Genomic DNA, 20,478 nt, shown 5'->3' with positions numbered 1-20,478 from the left:
ATTATTTCTTTGCAATAGCTTCAATTAAAATTGCGCTGCCTTTGGGCAGCCCTACCACCTGAAGCGTCACGCGGGCGGGCGGATTTTCTTTAAAGAAAGAACCGTACACGTCATTCATTTCGGCAAACTGCGTCAAATCGGTCATATAGACGGTAGTTTTGACAACGTTTTTTAAACCGCATCCAGCTTCTTTTAGGATATTTTCCAAATTTTTTAAAATCAACTCAGTTTGTACGCGAACGTCCCCATTATAAATTTCGCCGGTGACGGGCTCTATAGGCAGCATACCGGACGTAAACACAAACCCGCCGGATTCCACCGCTTGCGAATAAGGCCCGATGGCTTTGGGAGCGCTGGCGGAATTGATAATTTTTTTCATAAATTAAACCTCTCAAATTAAGTTCGGGCGCAGCCCGTTTTTTATATGGTAGCAAGGGCGTAAGCAAGATGTCAAACTCTTTTACACGAGATAAAAAATAAGTTTTTGACCTCTCCCGACAAAAACTGCTATAATAAATTATCAAAGAAATCAGACGTGTCCAAATCAAATAAAAAAGTTGCGCACAAAATTATTTTTTTGATATAATAAATAGGTCGGGTTTAGATGTAATGCGTTTAGGCCCAAGATATTTGAACAGCTTTTAGCGCTCGTAGCTCAGTGGTAGAGCATCCGCCTTTTAAGCGGGGGGCCGTGAGTTCAAGTCTCACCGGGCGCATTTTAATGCCCTCTTCGTCTATCGGTTAGGACGTCGGATTTTCAATCCGAAAAGGGGAGTTCGATTCTCCCAGAGGGCGTTTTTTATTTGCAATTATAGGCATTTACAAGGAAGAGAGAACCGCTCTTCCTTTTTTTGTTATGATAAAAACCTCCGGTTTTGCCGGAGGTTTTTACCTATACAAACTAGCACAGCCCTCTTTATGATTTCCCCTCAAGGCTGTTTTGCAAAATAAAACAACTTTGCACCGGCAGTGTGGCTGACGGAGTTGAAAGCCATTCCTCAGATATGCACGGGGCGGCTTCGCCCCCTAAAAGCGTTTTACGCGGTGGTGGCAATAAGGCTTTTTGCCCGTGCGTTGGTAATAATGCTGATGATACGCTTCCGCCGGCCAGAAATCCCCCGCCCGCGTGATACGCGTTGCCACAGGAAAGCCCTTTTGGCGCAGTTCTTCCACCAGTTGTTCGGCAATTTGTTTTTGATTGGGATTCGTATAAAAAATTTCCGAACGGTATTGTTCGCCCCAATCAGGCCCCTGCCCGCAGAACTGCGTGGGATCGTGGATTTCAAAAAACCGTTTGGCAAGCGTTTGAAACGACACCTGTTTCGGATTAAATACAATACGCACTGCTTCGGCGTGGCCCGTTAAATCGGAACAAACCTCCTCGTAGGTGGGATTGGGCCGGTACCCGCCGGTATATCCGGCCTCTGTACTGACGACTCCTGCCACATCTTTCATTAAATATTCCACTCCCCAAAAACAACCTCCGGCAAAAATGGCCGTCTCTAATTTTTCCTTCGATCCGCCCGACGGTTTAAATGCCAACGAAACGGAATTAACGCAATAGCGCGTATTCTTAGGCGTCAGGCGTTCGCCTTCAAAAACGTGCCCCAAATGTCCGCCGCACTTGGCGCAAACGATTTCGGTCCGTTCGCCGTCCGCATCGGGCACGCGGCGCACGGCGCCTGCAATTTCCGCATCAAAACTGGGCCAGCCGCAGCCGGAATTAAATTTATCCTTACTGTCAAAAAGCGGCGCGCCGCAACGGCGGCACAAATACGTACCCGCCGCTTTATGGCGGTAGTATTTCCCGCTGAAAGGGGCTTCGGTTCCTTTATGCAAAATAACGCGTTGTTCTTCTTCGTTAAGTGGTTTCATATCGTACTCCTTTGGTTTCAGTTTACCCGTTTGACGCAGAAATGGTCAAGCGGAAAAACTGGTTAGAAAAACACGTGCCGAAAAGTTATAATATAGACATTATGAAACCTTTTTTGCTTTTATTTTTAACCGTCTGGCTGAGTGCGTGCAGTGCAATGATTCCATATAAAAACCAAAATCTGGACTATTTGCACGGCATTGAGGAAAATCCGGACGCCTACCGCGGCAAAGTGGTTTCGTTCGGCGGCGAGGTAAAGGGAATTACCGAAGACGCGCGCCGAATGCGCCTGATTATTAAAATAGACGTTCCCTTTTATTATTACGCTACCGGAAAAGATACCCTTTCCTACGAACTTTTGCTGATTTCGTTTGATAAAAAAGGTATGCTGCAGATGACGGGAATCCAAAAAGGAAGCGACGTAAAAGTATTGGCGCGCGTGGCCAATTACGAAACGCGCAAAAATCTGACGGGCAAGCCTATTGCCGTACTTCATTTAATTGCGTTTGCCGTGGCAGACCGCACCCGCGACAGAGATTTTTTCCGTTCGGATCCGCCCTATAAACAGCTGTACGAATCGTGGAAATCGGGGAAATTATTTTATAGCGAACAACCCCAAGAGGTGGAAGCCCGCCACCCTGCCTTGCAACCCAAAACGATGAGCTTTACTCCACGCCCGACCGCCACCCAAGAAAACGCGCCTGCACCGTCAAAAGGGATTGTATACGATGAGGAAGAACCCGCTTTTATCTTACCTCCGGACCCCGAGCCTGTTAAACCCGCACGGACGGAGCCCGCCGAGAAGGGCGAAATGCAGGAGAGTGACAGCGAACAACCTTTGCGAACAGCAGCGCCGGAAACCCCCTCTTTAGAAACAGCGCCTATAAAACAGGCTGACGACACGGAAACCCAGCCGCAAAAGGAAGAAAGCGAAAACAATACAGAAGAACCATATCAATAAGGGTCATCCTGTAGTGTTTTTATACGGGATCTACCGATTTTAAAAAATAAAGTAGATCCCGAGCAGAAACACCTCGGGATGACTTGTTACACAGACTGGATCCTGAAACAAGTTCAGGATGACAGAAAAAAACAACAAACAAACGACGGATTCCGGATTACGACACTCCGGAATGACGACAAGCGATACGACGGATTCCGGATTACGACTCTCCGGAATGACGCGGCAGGACAACACGCGGGAATAACGCCGCAGGACAACACTCCGGAATAACGCCGCAAGGCAACACTCCGGAAGGACAAACAATTCCCGCCATACAATAAACAGGCCGACATGCGATAAACGCTACGCCCCCCGACTTTTAACACAACAAAAACCCCGCCTCAAACGAAGCGGGGTTTAATCTTATGAAATAAGATTAGTTAAGCGCAGCTGGAGCTTTACATTCTCCCGCAGTAGTATCGTCGAGGCCGCTATAGGTGCCGTCGCTGCAACAACCGGCCTTACCACTAGCCAAGGCATCAATACCACAGAAATCAGCGCACAACTCTTTACCATTATCGTTACCAGAGGTGCACAACGTGCCCTGTCCGCCATAATAGCGTGACAAAGAGTACGCATACTGCAAGGCATTGGCACCGGTACGGGTAGCGGTAGCAATACCGGTATTAAGAGCGGTCCCGTCTAATCTGACGATAAAACCGTTTCCGTTGCCGCATTTATTTACGTTGTTAGCGGGGCCAATAGCAGCCGCTTCATCAGCCGTAGGCTGGGTGCCTTTGGTACAGTACGCATTAACCGAATTAGCATTTTTCGGAGTCACGTCCAAGGCTCTGAAATTAGCCGTATAGTTGTTGATCTGCATATATTTGCGCTGCTCGGACTGAGCAATGTTAGCCAACAACTGCACCGCTTCGCTCATGCGGGAGCGTTCGACCGCTTTAAAATACTGCGGCATAGCCATAGCGGCCAAAATGCCGAGGATCAATACGACCACCAGCAATTCAATAAGGGTGAACCCTTTATTATTCATAAAACCTCCTACAGTTTTATATATAAGTTAGGTATGCAGTCCCCACGGGACTACCCTTACAGTTTATAACTAAAAGAAAAAAAAATCAAGCCCTTTTTTAATGCTATTTATTCAAACCTGCGCCCGTCTGCCGTCTACGGGCGCGGATCGGCAGGCAGCTCTTCCGGCGTGTCTACTCCCATAAAATCCGTACACATCAGCACGCTGTCCTCGTGGGTTAAATCCGGAATACAAAACGTGCGGGTATCTTCAAACGGACGGACCAACGTATATTTGTATTTGCCCCAAGCGCCACCCACACGGTCCGCCGTAATAAACCAGTTGCCGCCGTCTAATTCTTCAAACTTGACGGCAAACCCGGGTTTGCGGTCCGCATCATCTAACTCTGCGCCGCCGCGCGTATAGAAAACCGTCCCGTCGGAACTTAAAAAGCCTTTGCCGGAACCGTCCGTATTTATCGGAGAATGAACCTCCACCGGTACGGCATCCAATTTAGGCCAGTATTTGGTGTATTGATGTTTGCTTAGTTTATACCGTTCCTGCGCCGCACGTTCCGTGCCGATCAACACTAAAGCATCAGCCATCCGCATACGTTCTATAAACCGTTGGTAAGACGGCCATCCCACCGCAGCTAAAATAGCAACAATGAGGACTACCACCAATGTTTCTATAAGCGTAAAACCTCTGTTCTTCATCATGCAAACCCCTATATTACAGATTGCCCAGCAACAATACGAACAATCCCAAAAATACGGCGCACAGCAGCAGTTTCGTTATACCCAAGTGTTTTTTCAGGAAAGTGTTGAATCCTTGTGATTCGTATCCCAACAATGCCAGCACAAACACCGCTACAAGCGGCACAATAAACATCAAATTATAAAGTACCAAATAAGATACGGCCCGCACACGGAAAGCCGGATCCTGCATAATCAGCACACAGGTAGGCACATACACCTGCCCTGTACATACCGCTTCCACCAAAGACACGCCAAACCCTACCGCCAAGGCCGCCAACGTCAAGCGCAGGGCGCTTTTGTTTTTGTCGCGCAGGAAAAACCCCATAATTTTATGGATACGCGTTTTTAAGCTAAGCGGCAGCTGCAAGAGCATCCCGTCCGATTTTTTTGTTTTATAGTATACCAAAAAATCATACACGCTAAGTAGAAAAAACAACAAACACAGGCCCGCCGTCAACATATAGAAGCCTTTAATCACGTACGAAAACCCGCGCAAAGCGTATAAGAATTTAAATACGCCAAGGCCCAACAATAAATACGCGCAGAAAACAGCCGCGCAATAGGCCGACCCTACCAAAATAATTTCACGGCGGTTGTACTTATAAACGGTTAAGAAAGAAATAAAGAACACGATTACCGCAAACGCGCACGGATTAATTCCGTCCACAAGTCCCCCGCCGATAATCGCCCAAAACGTGATTTTTTGAAACGCTTTTTCAGGCTCTCCCGCCGCGCACGCCCCGGTACGGACGTCCGTCTTTTCTCCCAGCGCAAGGGCGCGTTCAATAGCAGCCTCGGCATAGGTGCCGATTTCGCTGGGATACCCCATTAAGAAAGTTTTCCCCACCGCAGCAGCCGGATAGCCTAGGCCTTCCGTAAAACCGTACGCTTTGGCGGTTTCCATAAAAATCAGGTGGTTGCCGTCCGCAGATAAATCGTACTCCGTAAAATGAACGGAGTCTTTATATTTTTCTTTTAGCTGCGGCCAGTATTCGCGTTTTAATTTGTTACAATGCACACAGCTCGGGCTGACAAACAGCGCAAATTCCACTTTCGGCGCGTTTTGCGCAAATCCGGCCGCCGAAAACAAAAAGAAAGATATTAAAGCAAACCATTTTTTCATTTTCTAAAATTCCTTATAAGCTCATAAATTTGGAAATACCGCCCATTACCATATCCACAGACATTAACACCAAAATCATACCCGTCAAGCGTTCAATAGCCGTCAACCCGCGCTTGCCCAAGAGATTGCTGATAGGGAAAGAGGACATCAAAATTACCGAGTTAATAAGCGACGCCACCACCACCGCGCCCAGCGTAATAAATTTATTGGACTGCTGCGCGGCCGTAATCATCACCATAGAAAGCGCGGCCGGCCCCGCCACCAGCGGAATGGCCAGCGGCACGACGAACGGCTCGTCCTCTTTCGGATCACTCTTGGTTTCTTCTTCCCCGCCGAACACGAGTTTAATAGAAATAATAAACAAAATAATCCCGCCCGCAATACTCAGCGAATACTCCTGAATACCAAACGCTTTTAAGAACCACTTTCCCAAAAACAAGAATGCCACCATAATCACAAGCGCAATCGCCAGTTCGCGGAACAGCACCACTTTACGGCGTTCGGGAGACACCTTTTTCAGTGCGGCGATAAACAACGGGATATTTCCAAACCCGTCCATAACAAGCGCCAGCGTGATAACGGAAGAAATAAACGAATCCATACCATAAACTCCTTGGAAACGCGCCAGCAGGGCGCGTAATACGAAAAAACGAGGGATTTCCTTTTTATAGTATAGCAAATAATGAGCCTTACGGCCCGCCCGCCGCGCGCGGACCCAAAATTCCGCAAGAAGCGTAAATATAGTCCGTTTTTTTAGTAAGATATATACTATGTTGAGCGAACACAGAAACAATGTTTTAAACATTATTAAATGGTTTTTTTTAGCCACGGGCGTGGGGTGCGTCATCGGCGTTTTTGACGCCGCATTTTTAAAAGCGTTGGACGCGTCTATTGCGCTGCGCAACCAAGTGCCGCTTTTCTATTTGGGGCTGCCGTTTGCGCTGTATTTGGTGGCAGTATTGTCGCGCCAAATCGCCAAGAAAGACAAGGATTTCTCCACCGACGCCGTCCTCCACAAAATAAACGCTTACGAGAGTATTTCCCTCGTATCCGTAATCAAAGGGTTTGTGCTGTCCATCGTTACAATGGCCACGGGCGGTTCCGCCGGTAAAGAAGCCCCTTGCGCCGATACGGGGGCGGGAGTGTCGGCCGTACTCGCCAAAATACTGTGTATGAATCCCGCCGACCGCCGGAAAATGATGATCTGCGGCGTAAGCGCGGGGTTTGCGGGTGTGTTCGGCGTGCCGATATCGGGCGCGCTCTTTGGGTTGGAAGTATTGTGGGTGGGGCATATTTTCTATGAGGTAATGTTCCCCGCCTTGGTGGCCGGCATTACGGCGTTTCAGGTAACGTCTTATTTAGGCGTAAATTATATCTATCATCCCATTCATTTCGTACCCGTATTTTCGGAACAGTTTTTTTTAAAGATGATTATTTCCGGAATGTTCTTTGGGCTCGTCGCACTGTTATTTATTGAAATCATCAAATTTATGCGCGTGGTTTTCCGCTATATTGCACTGCGCACGCGAATGTTTTGGGCGTGCTTTATCGGGGGGCTGGTGCTGATCGCGGTCGGACATTTTATTTCGCCCTTATACTTGGGTCTCGGCGCTGCGGGAATTGACGGGCCGCTAAGCGGCCAGCCGCTGGATTCCCCTTTCGGATTTCTGTATAAGATGATTACCACTGCCGTTACCTTTGCCGCGGGCGGAATCGGCGGAATTGTAACACCGATTTTCTTTGTAGGTGCGCAGGCGGGGGCGATGCTGGCCGATTTTATGAATGTGGATCCGGCAACGCTGGCTGCGCTGGGGCTTGTAGCCGTATTGGCCGGAGCTGCCAACACGCCGCTGGCCGCCAGCATTATGGCGATAGAACTCTTCGGCCCCGCCATTGCGCCGTATGCTACGGTGGCGTGCGTGATCAGCTTTTTGGTAACGGGACAGCAGAGCGTGTATCCCAGCCAGCGAATCTCGTGGGACAGCGGCAAAGATTTGGAAAGTGCGCCGCGGGCCGAGTCCGCCAAATTCGGCCGCCGAGCCTCGGACCGGCAGAGCAAAATCCGCGCGCGCAAGACTCTCCTCAAAAAAGCGTTTAAAGAAATGACGCGCCACCTCATCCCCAACGCCAAAAATTTTGACGAAAAGAAATAAAGCAAGAACGGGCAGACAAATCATTTCTGCCCGTTCTGCCAATGATAGAAGTTAAGTACAGACGTTAATAAAGCGGAATGTTGTACTCTTTGGCTAGTTGGTTATACCGGTCAATCACTTTCCGGACAAACTTCCGTTTCTCAATATAGCTGCCAGGAAAGAAACCGCTCTTAAAACCGGCAATTACAATATTCTTTAGTTCTTTAGGCGAAAGTTTGATGTTTTTAACTAGCAGTTCCATTTCTTTCGTAACGGTGGTATTGGAAACAAGGCGGTTATCTGTGTTAATGCTGACGGGCAGCCCAAAGCGGATCATCTCTTTAATCGGATGGTCTTTAACGGACTTAATTTCCGGCAGCGTCTGCAAATTGCTCGTCAGACAAACCTCAATACCAATGCGCTCGCTGGCAATATAATTAGCGAGCGACTCCACATACCCCTGTTTGTCTTTTACTTTTTTATCTTTAATCATATCCGCCGCAAACAGGTGCGTGCCGTGGCCGATACGGTTAGCGTAGCAGTCGGTAATCGCCTGAAAAATGGATTCCGGCCCGTACGCTTCGCCGGAGTGGACGGTTTTGCGGATAAAATGTTTATGCACGTAGCGGTACGCGTCCAGATGGTCGGCAGCGGGATAGCCCGCCTCTTCACCGGCGAGGTCAAACCCTACGACGGGCAGTTTTTCCTCTTTCGCCAGTTTTACCACCATGCGCGCCAGTTCCAGCGAGCCGATGCCGAAAATTTCGCTCCGGTCCGACTGCGAAAGCGCGTTAATCAGCGTCGCATAATACGGCGACATAAATTTGTTGAAATTGCGCATCGCACACGCAATAATGCCGAAGTAAAATTCCAAATCTTCCCCTTTTTTTACGGCGGCGGAAGCGTTGTGTTCGTGCTGTGCGCGTTCAAGCCCGCGCACTACGGCACGCACGGCTTCCTGCGCGGAGAGTTTTTCGTTCGCGTGCAGCTGCGGCGCAAAGCGCACTTCCATATACCGCACGCCTTCGGCGATGGCATCCTGCCCCAGCTCATACGCCACCCGTTCAATATTTTCCGCGTTTTGCATTACCGCGCCGGTATAAGAAAACCCTTTTAAATACTCCACCAAAGAGGAGTATTTGTCTTTAAACACTTTTTGACGAAGGCCTTTTTCGGTATACGCGGGAAGATCCACGCCTTCTTTTTTAGCCAGCTCAATCAGCGTGGAAAGCCGCAAAGAGCCGTCCAAATGGACGTGCAAATCGGCTTTCGGGATACGGCGTAAAAATTCGGCGGGTATTTTCATCATTTATTTTTTCTCCACTTGCTGGCCTTGCGGCGTATCTTTTACAAGATATCCGGCTTGGGCGAGCGCGTCGCGCAGTTCATCGGATTTTTTCCAGTCTTTGGCTTTGCGCGCGGCGGCGCGGGCGTCCAAAAGCGATTGTATGTCCGCCGGAATATCGGCCTTGGGCGCTTCTTCTTCCCGAAACAAATCAAGTGCCAAAATAGAATCGGCAAACGTCAAAAAATCCAGTTTTTCATCGGCGGACAGTTCCGCGCTGCGTACCGCTTCCCACGTTAAAGCAAGCGCTTTAGGAGCGTTTAAATCGTCCTCCATCGCGGCGGTAAATTTGTCTTTCCACGTTTTGCTTTTTTCCGTTTCCGCGGGAGCAGCGGCATCCTTTTTGACCTGCACGCACAGCGCGCGCAAATTTTTAAGGCTCTTGGCCGCCGAATCCATACTTTCGTACGAAAACTCGAGCTGCGTGCGGTAGTGCGCGCCCAAGCACAAATAGCGGTAAGCGAGCGGCTCGTACCCTTTTTCTTTCAGCACGTCCAGGGTTACAAACGTACCGCCGGACTTAGACATTTTACCCGAACGCAAAATCAAAAATTCGCCGTGCACCCAGTAATTGACATATTTATTACCGGTGGCGGCTTCGCTCTGGGCGATTTCGTTAGTATGGTGAATGGTAACGTGGTCAATCCCGCCGCAGTGGATGTCAAGCGTACTACCCAAATACTTCATCGCCATTGCGGAACATTCAACGTGCCACCCGGGGAAACCGACGCCCCACGGGCTGTCCCATTCCATTTGGCGTTTTTTGTCTTTGGGCGAAAATTTCCACAGCGCGAAATCGGTCGGGTTGCGTTTTTCGTCGCTCATTTCTACGCGCGCACCGCCCTGCAAACCGCTGATGCGGGCGTGGCCGACAAGCGCGTCGTAACGGTCGAATTTGGACGTATCGTAATAAATGCCGTCGGAAGTGCGGTAGGTGTAACCTTTGTCCTCCAAGGTTTTGACCAGCGCAATCATTTCTTTAATATGCTGCGTCGCGCGGCTGACGACCGTCGGGCGCGTGCAGTGGAGCGCGTCATAATCGGCCCAAAATTTTTCTTCGTAGAATTTGGCGATATCCCACGCGCTTTTGCCTTCGCGCGCCGCGCCGAGTTCCATTTTGTCTTCGCCGTCATCGGCGTCGGAGACCAAGTGCCCCACGTCGGTCACGTTCATCACGTGCGTCAGCGGATGACGCAGGCGGATCGTGCGGGACAGCAAATCTTCAAAAATATACGTGCGCAAATTACCGATGTGCGCAAAATTGTACACCGTCGGTCCGCAGCAGTACATCGTTACGTTTTGCGGATTTTGCGGAATAAATTCGTCTTTTTTTCGGGTGGCGGTATTATACAAATACATATCAGTTAGCCTCTTTGCTCAGTTCCAGATATTGGGTACGGATTTCGTTAAAAAACAGCGTGCAGGTGGCCTGCCCTACATCGTTAGCAGAGCGTTCGCTTAACTTACAGCTTACTTCTACATCGGACAGCGGATTGACGGCCCCCACCCCGCTCATCGCGTACGTAAAACCGGAAGGGCGGTAGGTACGCAGCGCTTTGGCATATCCCCGTTCCATCGCTTTTTGGAAAACAGCCATTTCCTTGCGCGACGCGGACGGCCCCAGTTTAAATTTACGCGCGGCCACGGGCACCACTACGTCGCCGTAATTGCCGTAAGTGCCGGCCATATTTTCAGACGTAAAATCTTCATCCTCCCCAAGCGGGGTTTCTTCGCCGGAAACGGGCGGCTCCGTCTGTTCTTCCGACACAGAAGGCTGTTCCGTCGGAAAGGGAGACGAAAACTCGTAATACGCTTCATTTCCGCGGTAACGCGAATAATCAATCCCCTGCGTTACGCGTTTGCGGGAACGGAAGTCCGTGCTGCTACAAGCACACACCAAAATGGCCAGAAATAAAGAAACGATGATACGAATTTTCATACACACTCCTATTGCATAATTTTTACGGTCGCCACGGCGTGGCACATTGCCGCTTCCCCGCGGCCTATTTCGCCCACGTGTTCGTGGCTTTTCGATTTAAAGCTGACGCTTTCCACAGGCATTTCAAATACTGCCGCAAGCGACTGGCGCACCGCGTCGTAATGCGGTTTGATTTTGGGTTCCTGCGTGATGACCGTCGCGTCGATATGCACGATTTCGGCCTTGTGCGCGCGGACGATCTCCAACACTTTTTTGGCAATCGTCACGCTGGAAATTCCTTTAATGGATTCGTCCGTCGGCGGGAACAAAATGCCGATTTCCCCTGCACAAAGCGCGCCCAAAACGGCGTCGCACAGGGCGTGGAGGACAAGGTCCCCGTCGCTATGGCCCAAGAAGCCTTTCGTATGCGGAATTTCCGTTCCGCCCAAATACAGTTTCCGCCCCGCTTCCAAGCGGTGCAGATCAAAACCAAATCCCGTGCGGTATTGTACGTTTTCGCTCACCAAAGCCTCCGCAAAAGTTAAATCTTCCGGCGTGGTAATTTTATTGTTTTTATAGTCGGACGGCACCACGCGCACTTTCACGCCCGTTTTTTCCACCAGTTGAGATTCATCGGTGGCGTCTTTCTCATCACCGAATTTAGCTAGGGCCTCCGCCAATACTTCCCGACGGTAACACTGCGGCGTTTGTGCCGCCTGCAAAACGGAACGGTCCAAGGTTTTTTCCACCGCGCCGTCTTTACAAATTTTTATGGTATCCTTAACAGGCACGGCAAGCACCGCCGCCCCGTGCTCGGCCGCTTCGGTCAAACACGCTTCTATATGTACGGGCGATACAAGCGGTCTTGCTCCGTCGTGCACAGCTACGGTTCGGGCGGACGGATCCGTCAGCGCAAACCCGTTTTTGACAGATTCCAATCGGGTGTCCCCCGCATCCGCATAAACTAAATCCGGAAAATACGCGTTTAGAACAGCGCGGTTTTCTTCCGGAGTCACCACCACAATTTGGCGCACAGACGGCGCATTTTTAAATGCTTCTACCGTACGGACAAGAACGGGCTTTCCGCCCAAAGGCAACATTTGCTTAGGCCGGCCCATACGCGTGCCGCTTCCGCCCGCAACGATTACCACTGACGAAAAACCCGTCTTTTGTTTCATAAAAATTTTATTTAATCTGCGCAAAAATCATCCGGCCGGACGGCGTTTGTAAAATAGAATATACGGATACCTCCGCCCGTTTGCCAATATACTTGCGTCCATCTTCCACAACAACCATCGTCCCGTCATCCAGGTAACCGATTCCCTGCTCTTTTTCTTTTCCGTCTTTCATAATAAACAGCGACATCGTTTCCCCAGGCAGTACCACAGGTTTTAAAGCCGTAGCCAAATCGGCTACATTCAATGCTACCACATTATACAAAGCAGCAACTTTATTTACGTTAAAATCAAGCGTTACTACTTCCGCATCCAAGCTTTTGGCCAGTTTTACCACGCGCTCTTCCATCGTGTCGGCCTTGGGCGCTTTATTGGTAATGCGGACAGCCACTTCGGTAAGCTCCTGCAAGCGCGAGGCCACATCCAACCCTCGGCGGCCCTTGGCACGAACCAACGGATCTTTGGAATCAGCCATTTTGTTTAATTCTTCAAGCACAAATACAGGCAGTACAATAACGCCGGAGAGAAAATTAATTTCGCACAAGTCGACGATGCGTCCGTCCATAAGAGCGGTAACGTCGGCTACTTTTAAATGGCTGCCCGTATAGGAAAGTCCTTCCAAATCGCGCGATTTAAACAAACTGGCCAGTACGCCAAAAACAATCAAACCGATTTGAATTTTATGCGCGTGCAACGTCCAAAAGTTCATCATATCGCGCGTAGCCAAATGAGCCATTCCATAGTCAAACAGCACAAATAATAGATATCCCAACAGTACGCCGGAACACGCAATCATCAGTTTAATCAGGCGCAGACGTTTAAACAATACTTCGCCCGCCACCAACAGCGCGCCGCACAGCAGCCCGCCTAAAATAGTCATCCAATCTTGTCTGATATAAGTATAGGTAAGAAAAGGAAACGCCACTAACGTGGAAATACGAAAAAGCCAAATAGGCATAAATCCTCCAAAAATATAGGGAAAATTCCCCCGATTAAGACTCGTTATATTTTACCACTTTACGAGGGTTTTTGCAGGTTTTGTTTCGGCGGAAAAGTCTGGATACGTCCGTTTGAAGAGCGCAGCTTAGGGCCGCGCGTTGCGCGCGGCGCATTTTTCAGCGCAGTTTAAGCGTCAAATCGCTCAAATCCGCAAGCTCTACAAGCGTCATTTTGGAAAGTTTTTCTTTTTCCGGTTTAGTAACAGCGGCGGAGTAGGCCTTTTTAAAGCCGAGCCGTTGGGCTTCCTCCAGTCTGCGGTCGATAAGCGGCACTTTGGCGGCCTGCCCCAAGATACCAACTTCAGCCATAAACACGCTGTCGGGCGCGAGCGGAATTTCTTTGCACGAACTGATTACCGCCGCGCACACGGCCAAATCTAATGCGGGATCTTTTAGTTTGACACCACCGGCCAAACTAACGAAAATATCTTTATTATCAAGCGGCAGCCCCGTATGTTTTTCAAGCGCGGCAAACAGCATTAAACAACGGTTTAAATCCACACCGGTTGATACACGGCGCGGGAACGGATAGCGCGTGGGAGAAACTAGCGCCTGCACTTCCGTTAGAATCGGACGGGAGCCTTCCAACGCCAAAGAATACGCGCGGCCTTTTAACGCGCGGTCACGCGAGGTTTGCGCAAAGTATTCGCTGGCGTTTTCCACCGACTCAAGGCCGTGGCCCGTCATTTTAAACAGACCAATTTCCCCCGTGGATCCGAAACGGTTTTTATGCGGACGCAAGAGGCGCAGCACGTTGTCCTTTTCCGTATCGAAATATAGCACGCAGTCCACCATATGTTCCAAAATTTTCGGGCCAGCCAGTTCGCCGTCTTTCGTTACGTGCCCGAGCACAAACGTAATGATCCCCTTAGGTTTGCACAGACGGACGAGTTCGCTGGTACATTCGCGCACCTGCGCCACGGTTCCGGCAGAGGACGTAAACTCCGGATGGTAGACGGTTTGAATGGAATCCAAAATCAGCACATCGGGATTTACGTTTTGCACAGACTCCACGATTTTTTGCACGTCCGTTTCGCAATGTAAAAAGATATTGTCGCCTTTTACGCCCAACCGAGCAGCGCGGCCGGAAATCTGGCTAATGCTTTCTTCGCCGGAGATATATAATACTTTTAAATTTTTGGAAAGTTCCGCCGCCACCTGCAGCATTAAAGTCGATTTGCCAATCCCAGGGGCGCCCGCCAATAAGGAGAGTTGTCCCTTAACAAGCCCTCCGCCGAGCAGACGGTCAAACTCGGAGATATGAGTTTCAATGCGGGGCTCTTTGACGGCTTTGCTTTCGGAAAGTTTAACGATTTCGGACGAAAAGTCCGTAAAACTGCGCGTGCGTGCGGGAGCTTTTTTACTCTCCTGCTGTTTAACTTCTTCCACAAGCGAGTTCCACTCCCCGCAGTCGGGGCATTTGCCCGCCCATTTGGGGGCTTCGTAACCGCATTTCTGACAGACAAAAACCGTTTTAAATTTCATACCTATTTGGTTCCCGCCACGGCTGCCAAACCGAAGAAGGACGCAATGTCCTGATCGTTAAACGAGATGTTGGCCTTAACGGCAAAATCGTTGGTTTCCAACACGTCGCGGCCCCACGCACCTACGGAGAAGAAGCGGTTAAAGCGGAAATCCACCCCGTACGACAAATTGGGCTTATCAAACAGACGTCCGTTAATGACGCGGTCGCGCCCCCAGTCGGAAAATTCTCCAGTAAACGTAAAGCGGTCTAAAAACTCTTTATTGTAAAACGGTTTAAGTTCCAGCGCCACGCCGCCGGCACCGCGGATTAAACCGGCGGAAACGGCTGCCCATTTGTTATAGAGACCGAAGCGGACGTCGAACTTGTTTTTTTCCAAATAATCTTTGGAATCCAACTTGTCGTCCTCGTTGCCGATGTTGGAAATCCCCGCGCGGTAGAACGTGTAGCCGCTAGACGGGAAAATTTCAAGCGCGAGATCGCTGACAGCAAGACCGGAATCCGGCATATAGAAAAAATCGTAATCCCAATACACGTGGAAACGGCTCATTTTACCCACAAAGGTTTTGACTTCGCTCATCGTTTCTTTTAAACTGGTCACGCTTTCTTTTACGTCTTGTTTCATCTGTTCGTCTTTCATCAGCCCGCCGATAACGCCCTGCCCCTGTTCAATGCCGGCCAACAGCGCGTCCAAGCGTTCGGTTAAGTCATCCAAGTTCCGCGCAGATCGGGTTAAGTACGGTTTCATAGCGGCCACAAGCTGGTTCAAATTGGCGGAAAGCTGGCGGACTTCGGTCATCGTTTGGTTCAGCCGGTCGCCAAACGCACCCTGATTATTGACGCTGTCCACAAATTCTTTAATGCTCGACATCGTTTGGGTAATCATCGCATCCATAGGCAGTTCGTTTACGCCGTCAATGTATGCGCCGGATTTATAGGCAGCAAGCATCGTATTGCCCTGTTCCACTTTTAAATATTTGGATCCGATAATACCGGTCATCACTACGGAAAACCGCGCACCGGTGTAAATAGCGACGCCTTCGTTGATTTGGGCAACAACGATAACGTCCCCGTTTTCAATTTTGATCTGTTTTACTTTTCCTACTTCCACGCCCGACAGTTTAACAGGCGCGCGGACGGGCAGACCGGAAACGTCGGCGAATTTAATGTTCAAATCGTACGAACGCGTGACGGAAAATCCGCCTAAAAAATACAACGAGAAGCCGAATACAATAAGTCCCAATACAGTAAAAATACCCAATTTGGTTTCTGGTTTCATAATAGTATCCCTTATGTTAAAATAAAAAATCTTTCCTTTGCCGCAGCCCTTAGAACCGCCTTGATTTTTACGCCACTCTACAACGGTATTTCCCGATATTTTTGTGGAAAGTTTAGATTTTCTTTACGATGAAGCGTATTTAAAAATACGCAAGTAAATAAAAACAAGTTTCCACCAATAACGTCAGACTGCGCTCTGATTTTTAATGTTTTTGTGGCGGTTTTTGCATTTTCTTTGCGGAGAAGCGTATTAAAAATACGCGAGCAAGCAAAAAAATGAAAAAGAGCCCAAAAACGCTTAAAAATCAATCTTTTTTTAATTTCATTTGGATAGGCCCGTGACTGCTGCCCTCCACAAACTGCTTTACATACGGGTTGTCCGTTTTTCTGAATTCTTCGGGTGTACCGTAAAGTAAAATTTTTCCTTCGTACAAAAAAGCGATGTAATCCGAAATTTTAAAGGCGGAGTGCATATCGTGCGTGATAACCACCGACGTCACGCCGAGCTTGGATTTTAAATCAATAATCAAATCGCTGATAATGTCGGACATAATCGGGTCCAAGCCGGTAGTAGGCTCATCGTATAAAATCACTTTGGGGTTTACGGCCAGCACGCGCGCGAGTGAAACGCGCTTTTTCATACCGCCGGAAAGTTCGCTGGGGTTTAAATTTTCCACATCTTTTAATCCGACGAGCGCCAGTTTCTCTTTAATGATTTTGGGATATTCGCTTAGCGGCGTATCGGTTAAGTATTTCAGCCCAAACGCGACGTTTTCCCCCACGCTCATCGAGTCAAAAAGCGCCCCTTCCTGAAACAAATAGCCGAAATGGCGGCGTATGGCGGCGAGTTTGATTTCGCTGCGGATTTTCGTGATGTCTTTTCCGTCTACAAGGATTTCCCCGCTCGTGGCGTCCTCCAGCCGGATTAAGCACTTGATAAGCGTACTTTTGCCGGAACCGGAGCCGCCCAAAATACAGGTGGTTTTTCCTTCTTCAATCGTCAAGTTTACCCCGCGCAGCACTTCTTTGGGGCCGAAACTCTTTTTAAGATCCACGATTTTAATCATATTAAATCCCAAACGCCGTCAAAATGGCGGTTAAAAAATAGTCCAGCACTAAAATAAGTACAATCGTTGTTACAACAGCGCCGGTAGTGGACTTTCCCACCCCTTCTGCGCCGCCGCGCGTACTGACTCCTTTATAGCAGCATACCACCGCCACCATAAATGCAAAAATAAACGATTTGATAAATCCGTGCAGAAAATCGTTCACATCCATAAAAGACGTGATGTCCGTTATATACACTTCCCCCGGGACGCCCAGCGCATACGCAGCTACCAAATACCCGCCCAGTACGCCGAATAAATTGGAAAACAGCGTGAGAACGGGCATCGTCAAAAGAAACCCAAACATACGCGGAAGTACCAAATAGCGGATAGGGTTAGTGCCTAACGTATAAAGCGCGTCAATCTGTTCCGTAACGGCCATCGTACCGATTTGTGCCGTGACCGCCGCCCCCGCACGGCCGGAAACCACCACCGCCGTCAGCACGGGGCCCAACTCGCGGATCAGCGAAAACGTAACAATCGTGCCTACAAAAATCGGTTCGCCAAAAATATTTCCAATCGTATTACCCGCCTGAAGCGCAAGCACCATTCCCGTAAACAAACTCGTCAGCGCCGTTACGCCCAAAGATTCCACACCGATAGTTACGCTCTGCTGCGCCGCCTGATGAAATTCAAAACGCGAATGGGTAAACCAGAATACGGACGAACGCACCATATCGGCCGCGCCGCCCACTTGGTCAAACATACGGGTCATAAATGTTCCGATCGCAGTAAACATTATTCTTTATAAATCCTCGGTACGCGCTGCATAAGAAGCGTACACAGTTCGTAATCAATCGTTCCGGCCTTCTCCGCAAGTTCCGCCCAAGAGATTTCTTCATCCCCCTGACGGCCAGCTAACACCGCTTCATCACCGACGGACACCTCCGGCCCGTCCGTGATATCCACCATCATCATATCCATCGTCACGTTGCCCAGCACGCGGCGCCGTTTACCTTTAATCAGCACGTCGGCTTTGTTGGAAAGCGCGCGCAAATATCCGTCTCCGTACCCGACGGGCAGCGTAGCCACCTTCATCGGTTTTTGGGTAATAAAACTGCGCCCGTAACTGATACTGCTGCCGGCGGGAACGTCTTTTACGTACACGACCCGCGTTTTGAAAGACATTACGGGTTCGTACCCCGCTTCCAATCCAAACGCCGCGTGGCCCGGGCGTACCATATCGTAAAAGATATCCGTCCGTGCCGCAATGGCGGGGGAAGCCGCAAGGTGTATGTGGTTAATGTGAATCCCGTGGAGTCGGACATTGGTCAGCGTATCGCGGAAATAGCCTATCTGTTCTTCGGTAAACGCCGGATCCGTATCCGCACTGGAGAGGTGGGAATACAAACCGTCCAAAATGACGTGCGGGTTTTTGGCAAGCGTTTCAATGATGCCAAATACGTTGGCGCGGCGGGTGCCGATACGGCCCATTCCCGTATCCTGTTTAACGTGACAGAGCGCTTTTTTACCCACCTTGGCGGAGATGTTGCACACTGCGTCCGCCGCGGCCTGGCTGGCGATAGTTATCGCCAAATCATTTTTAATGGCGTATTCAAACGCCTCAAACGGATAAATGCTTCCCAGCACCAGTATAGGCAGTGTAACCCCTGCTTCGCGCAGTGTAAGGCCCTCTTCTACCGATGCCACACCAAAAAAATCGCACAAGTTATTTTTTTGCAAAAAAAGCCCCACGGGAACGGCGCCGTGACCGTAAGCGTTGGCTTTTAAGAGCGTTAAAATCTTGACATTCCCCACCCGCTCGCGCACGTTGTGCAGGTTGCGGGCCATCTTTTTTAAATCCACTTCGGCAATAGTGGGGCGTAAAATCGGTATTTGCATAATTACTCCGGAATCATTTGAGTATCACCGCCCATATTCTGAGCGACTTCCATATTTTCCGGCGCAGGGTTAGTGAACAACGCAAATTCGCTGAAAAAGGCAAGATCCACGTCGCCTACCGGCCCGTTGCGTTGTTTGGCGATAATCAATGTGGCCTGACGCTCTATGGCCTTCCGTTCGGGACCTTCCGGTTTATAATAAGCTTCCCTGTGAATTAACGCCACCACATCGGCGTCTTGTTCGATGGAGCCGGATTCGCGCAAATCCGATAACTGCGGGCGGTTTCCAGCCCGTCCCTTATCCTCGTTTTTACGGCTCAGCTGCGAAAGCGCAAGCACCGGCACATTAAGCGTACGCGCCAAATCTTTAAGCATACGGGAAATTTCGGACACTTCCTGTTGGCGGCTTTCCACGCGGCGTTCTCCGCCGCGGATTAATTGCAAATAGTCGATAACGATAAGTCCCAATTCTTTTCCCTGCTTTTTCAGTTCCGAGGCCAACCGGCGAGAACGCATACGCAATTCAGTAATGGAAATGCCGGACGTATCGTCAATAAAGAAAGGTGCGGAAGCCAACTCTCCCATTGCCCGCATTAGATCCGGCCATTTACCACGTTCCAAATATCCTCTTCGCAATTGATGAATTTCAACCTGCGCGGCGGCCCCCAACATACGTTCAAAAATACTGTGCCGGTTCATTTCCAGCGAGAAAAAAGCCACCGGTATACCGCACCGGACACAGGCATAATGGGCCATATTTAAAGCTAAGGCTGTTTTCCCCTGACTGGGGCGCGCGCCCAGAATAATTAAATCCGATTTACGAAATCCGCCCGTTTTTTCGTCAAATTTAGATAATCCGGTAGGCACACCCTGAATAGCGTTTTTATTTTTAATTGCATTTTCCAAAATTTCCATTACTTCCGGCGCGAGGTCTTTTGAGGCCACAAAGCCGGATAGTTTTTGTTTTTGGCTGAGTTTATAAATTTGGTCGGCGGCGGAGTCAATTAACGTCTGCGGATCGTCGTCTTCCTCTTTATAGCAGCGTTGGACAAGGCCCGTAGCGGTACGGATTAAATCGCGCACGACGAATTTTTTGTACACGATTTCCGCATAGTGCTTTACGTGCGCCGCAGTGGCCACTTTGTCCACAAGCTGCGTGAGGTAAATTTCCCCGCCCAGTTGAGCAAGTAAATTATTTCGTTTTAACTCTTCGCAAAGCGTAACGATATCAATCGCCTGACTGCGATCCACCAAATTTTTCATCGCGGCGAAGATTTTCTGGTGCGCTTCTTTATAAAAATGTTCGGGTTTTAAAATTTCAAACGCGGTTTCCACCGCTTCCGCATCCAGCAGCATAGAGCCCAATACAGCCATTTCCGCGTCTATTGCCTGCGGGGGGATGCGTTCTTCCAGTAATTTGTTCGCCATAAAAAATCCTTAAAATAAAAATCGGGACGGCATTTACCTTTCGGTAA

20 protein-coding genes and 2 tRNA genes are annotated in these 20,478 nt (G+C 49.4%); 5 read left to right on the top strand and 17 right to left on the bottom strand.

Annotated elements, in window-relative coordinates; all coding sequences use genetic code 11:
- Nucleotide 1 precedes the first annotated feature (1 nt).
- The gene (locus tag ACI351_RS03945; protein ID WP_439733958.1) at nt 2-379 is read right to left on the bottom strand and encodes a RidA family protein; all 378 of its coding nucleotides are present in this window, start codon (nt 377-379) and stop codon (nt 2-4) included.
- Between the two features lie 265 nt (nt 380-644).
- Between ACI351_RS03945 and ACI351_RS03940 the strand changes: the two genes are divergently transcribed.
- Nucleotides 645-716 (top strand) — tRNA-Lys (locus ACI351_RS03940).
- Nucleotides 717-723: 7 nt separating this feature from the next.
- Nucleotides 724-795 (top strand) — tRNA-Glu (locus ACI351_RS03935).
- Nucleotides 796-1,026: 231 nt separating this feature from the next.
- Here the strand turns inward: ACI351_RS03935 and ACI351_RS03930 are convergent.
- Nucleotides 1,027-1,875 carry a bifunctional methionine sulfoxide reductase B/A protein gene (locus ACI351_RS03930; protein WP_439733957.1) on the bottom strand — a complete coding sequence of 283 codons (849 nt, stop codon included), beginning with the start codon at nt 1,873-1,875 and terminating at the stop codon, nt 1,027-1,029.
- 101 nt (nt 1,876-1,976) lie between these two features.
- On the opposite strand from ACI351_RS03930, the gene ACI351_RS03925 reads away from it, so the two are divergent.
- Both ACI351_RS03925 and ACI351_RS03920 read left to right on the top strand, forming a co-directional pair.
- Nucleotides 1,977-2,834, top strand: a complete 858-nt coding sequence (locus ACI351_RS03925; protein WP_439733956.1) for a hypothetical protein — start codon at nt 1,977-1,979, stop codon at nt 2,832-2,834.
- A 118-nt stretch (nt 2,835-2,952) separates the two neighbouring features.
- Nucleotides 2,953-3,081 carry a hypothetical protein gene (locus tag ACI351_RS03920; protein WP_439733955.1) on the top strand — a complete coding sequence of 43 codons (129 nt, stop codon included), beginning with the start codon at nt 2,953-2,955 and terminating at the stop codon, nt 3,079-3,081.
- Between the two features lie 171 nt (nt 3,082-3,252).
- On the opposite strand, the gene ACI351_RS03915 is transcribed toward ACI351_RS03920, so the two are convergent.
- From ACI351_RS03915 to ACI351_RS03900, 4 genes are all read right to left on the bottom strand, one after another.
- Nucleotides 3,253-3,867, bottom strand: a complete 615-nt coding sequence (locus tag ACI351_RS03915) for a type IV pilin protein (protein WP_439733954.1) — start codon at nt 3,865-3,867, stop codon at nt 3,253-3,255.
- A 134-nt stretch (nt 3,868-4,001) separates the two neighbouring features.
- Entirely contained in the window at nt 4,002-4,565 is a 564-nt protein-coding gene (locus tag ACI351_RS03910; protein WP_439733953.1) for a type IV pilin protein, read from the bottom strand.
- A 13-nt stretch (nt 4,566-4,578) separates the two neighbouring features.
- Nucleotides 4,579-5,727 carry a hypothetical protein gene (locus ACI351_RS03905; protein ID WP_439733952.1) on the bottom strand — a complete coding sequence of 383 codons (1,149 nt, stop codon included), beginning with the start codon at nt 5,725-5,727 and terminating at the stop codon, nt 4,579-4,581.
- Nucleotides 5,728-5,740: 13 nt separating this feature from the next.
- Nucleotides 5,741-6,328: a MarC family protein gene (locus tag ACI351_RS03900; protein WP_439733951.1), complete on the bottom strand. Its 588-nt coding sequence runs from the start codon at nt 6,326-6,328 to the stop codon at nt 5,741-5,743.
- A gap of 169 nt (nt 6,329-6,497) precedes the next feature.
- Between ACI351_RS03900 and ACI351_RS03895 the strand changes: the two genes are divergently transcribed.
- Nucleotides 6,498-7,880, top strand: coding sequence for a chloride channel protein (locus ACI351_RS03895; protein WP_439733950.1), 1,383 nt, complete (start codon nt 6,498-6,500; stop codon nt 7,878-7,880).
- A 64-nt stretch (nt 7,881-7,944) separates the two neighbouring features.
- Here the strand turns inward: ACI351_RS03895 and ACI351_RS03890 are convergent, their stop codons facing one another.
- From ACI351_RS03890 to dnaB, 11 genes are all read right to left on the bottom strand, one after another.
- On the bottom strand, nt 7,945-9,168 hold the full coding sequence (locus ACI351_RS03890; protein ID WP_439733949.1) for an adenosine deaminase family protein: 1,224 nt from the start codon (nt 9,166-9,168) through the stop codon (nt 7,945-7,947).
- On the bottom strand, nt 9,169-10,563 hold the full coding sequence (cysS, locus tag ACI351_RS03885) for a cysteine--tRNA ligase (protein WP_439733948.1): 1,395 nt from the start codon (nt 10,561-10,563) through the stop codon (nt 9,169-9,171). It abuts the gene before it with no gap.
- A 1-nt stretch (nt 10,564) separates the two neighbouring features.
- Nucleotides 10,565-11,143, bottom strand: coding sequence for a hypothetical protein (locus ACI351_RS03880; protein WP_439733947.1), 579 nt, complete (start codon nt 11,141-11,143; stop codon nt 10,565-10,567).
- 8 nt (nt 11,144-11,151) lie between these two features.
- Nucleotides 11,152-12,300 (bottom strand): 2-C-methyl-D-erythritol 4-phosphate cytidylyltransferase, encoded by a 1,149-nt coding sequence (ispD, locus tag ACI351_RS03875; protein WP_439733946.1) that lies wholly within the window; start codon nt 12,298-12,300, stop codon nt 11,152-11,154.
- A gap of 7 nt (nt 12,301-12,307) precedes the next feature.
- On the bottom strand, nt 12,308-13,255 hold the full coding sequence (locus ACI351_RS03870) for a PIN/TRAM domain-containing protein (RefSeq protein WP_439733945.1): 948 nt from the start codon (nt 13,253-13,255) through the stop codon (nt 12,308-12,310).
- Between the two features lie 157 nt (nt 13,256-13,412).
- A complete protein-coding gene (gene radA, locus ACI351_RS03865; RefSeq protein WP_439733944.1) occupies nt 13,413-14,780 on the bottom strand; it encodes a DNA repair protein RadA in 1,368 nt (455 codons plus the stop codon).
- A gap of 2 nt (nt 14,781-14,782) precedes the next feature.
- Nucleotides 14,783-16,057 carry an MlaD family protein gene (locus ACI351_RS03860; protein WP_439733943.1) on the bottom strand — a complete coding sequence of 425 codons (1,275 nt, stop codon included), beginning with the start codon at nt 16,055-16,057 and terminating at the stop codon, nt 14,783-14,785.
- Nucleotides 16,058-16,361: 304 nt separating this feature from the next.
- Entirely contained in the window at nt 16,362-17,123 is a 762-nt protein-coding gene (locus ACI351_RS03855) for an ABC transporter ATP-binding protein (RefSeq protein ID WP_439733942.1), read from the bottom strand.
- A 1-nt stretch (nt 17,124) separates the two neighbouring features.
- On the bottom strand, nt 17,125-17,877 hold the full coding sequence (locus ACI351_RS03850; RefSeq protein WP_439733941.1) for an MlaE family ABC transporter permease: 753 nt from the start codon (nt 17,875-17,877) through the stop codon (nt 17,125-17,127).
- A gap of 23 nt (nt 17,878-17,900) precedes the next feature.
- A complete protein-coding gene (gene alr / locus ACI351_RS03845) occupies nt 17,901-19,004 on the bottom strand; it encodes an alanine racemase (RefSeq protein ID WP_439733940.1) in 1,104 nt (367 codons plus the stop codon).
- A 2-nt stretch (nt 19,005-19,006) separates the two neighbouring features.
- Complete coding sequence (dnaB, locus tag ACI351_RS03840; RefSeq protein ID WP_439733939.1) at nt 19,007-20,431, bottom strand: replicative DNA helicase; 1,425 nt, start codon at nt 20,429-20,431, stop codon at nt 19,007-19,009.
- Nucleotides 20,432-20,478: the final 47 nt, after the last annotated feature.

Source organism: Candidatus Avelusimicrobium sp., assembly GCF_051874775.1.
Classification (GTDB): Bacteria; Elusimicrobiota; Elusimicrobia; order Elusimicrobiales; family Elusimicrobiaceae; genus Avelusimicrobium.
The sequence above is the reverse complement of the archived record's forward strand: the minus strand, read 5'-3'. Positions and strand labels throughout refer to the sequence as shown.

What these genes read in the sequence shown, in the direction of transcription:
- ACI351_RS03945 (WP_439733958.1), bottom strand. Translation starts at nt 379, where the DNA reads ATGAAAAAAATTATCAATTCCGCCAGCGCTCCCAAAGCCATCGGGCCT.
- ACI351_RS03930 (WP_439733957.1), bottom strand. Translation starts at nt 1,875, where the DNA reads ATGAAACCACTTAACGAAGAAGAACAACGCGTTATTTTGCATAAAGGA.
- ACI351_RS03925 (WP_439733956.1), top strand. Translation starts at nt 1,977, where the DNA reads ATGAAACCTTTTTTGCTTTTATTTTTAACCGTCTGGCTGAGTGCGTGC.
- ACI351_RS03920 (WP_439733955.1), top strand. Translation starts at nt 2,953, where the DNA reads ATGACAGAAAAAAACAACAAACAAACGACGGATTCCGGATTACGACAC.
- ACI351_RS03915 (WP_439733954.1), bottom strand. Translation starts at nt 3,867, where the DNA reads ATGAATAATAAAGGGTTCACCCTTATTGAATTGCTGGTGGTCGTATTG.
- ACI351_RS03910 (WP_439733953.1), bottom strand. Translation starts at nt 4,565, where the DNA reads ATGATGAAGAACAGAGGTTTTACGCTTATAGAAACATTGGTGGTAGTC.
- ACI351_RS03905 (WP_439733952.1), bottom strand. Translation starts at nt 5,727, where the DNA reads ATGAAAAAATGGTTTGCTTTAATATCTTTCTTTTTGTTTTCGGCGGCC.
- ACI351_RS03900 (WP_439733951.1), bottom strand. Translation starts at nt 6,328, where the DNA reads ATGGATTCGTTTATTTCTTCCGTTATCACGCTGGCGCTTGTTATGGAC.
- ACI351_RS03895 (WP_439733950.1), top strand. Translation starts at nt 6,498, where the DNA reads ATGTTGAGCGAACACAGAAACAATGTTTTAAACATTATTAAATGGTTT.
- ACI351_RS03890 (WP_439733949.1), bottom strand. Translation starts at nt 9,168, where the DNA reads ATGATGAAAATACCCGCCGAATTTTTACGCCGTATCCCGAAAGCCGAT.
- cysS (WP_439733948.1), bottom strand. Translation starts at nt 10,563, where the DNA reads ATGTATTTGTATAATACCGCCACCCGAAAAAAAGACGAATTTATTCCG.
- ACI351_RS03880 (WP_439733947.1), bottom strand. Translation starts at nt 11,143, where the DNA reads ATGAAAATTCGTATCATCGTTTCTTTATTTCTGGCCATTTTGGTGTGT.
- ispD (WP_439733946.1), bottom strand. Translation starts at nt 12,300, where the DNA reads ATGAAACAAAAGACGGGTTTTTCGTCAGTGGTAATCGTTGCGGGCGGA.
- ACI351_RS03870 (WP_439733945.1), bottom strand. Translation starts at nt 13,255, where the DNA reads ATGCCTATTTGGCTTTTTCGTATTTCCACGTTAGTGGCGTTTCCTTTT.
- radA (WP_439733944.1), bottom strand. Translation starts at nt 14,780, where the DNA reads ATGAAATTTAAAACGGTTTTTGTCTGTCAGAAATGCGGTTACGAAGCC.
- ACI351_RS03860 (WP_439733943.1), bottom strand. Translation starts at nt 16,057, where the DNA reads ATGAAACCAGAAACCAAATTGGGTATTTTTACTGTATTGGGACTTATT.
- ACI351_RS03855 (WP_439733942.1), bottom strand. Translation starts at nt 17,123, where the DNA reads ATGATTAAAATCGTGGATCTTAAAAAGAGTTTCGGCCCCAAAGAAGTG.
- ACI351_RS03850 (WP_439733941.1), bottom strand. Translation starts at nt 17,877, where the DNA reads ATGACCCGTATGTTTGACCAAGTGGGCGGCGCGGCCGATATGGTGCGT.
- alr (WP_439733940.1), bottom strand. Translation starts at nt 19,004, where the DNA reads ATGCAAATACCGATTTTACGCCCCACTATTGCCGAAGTGGATTTAAAA.
- dnaB (WP_439733939.1), bottom strand. Translation starts at nt 20,431, where the DNA reads ATGGCGAACAAATTACTGGAAGAACGCATCCCCCCGCAGGCAATAGAC.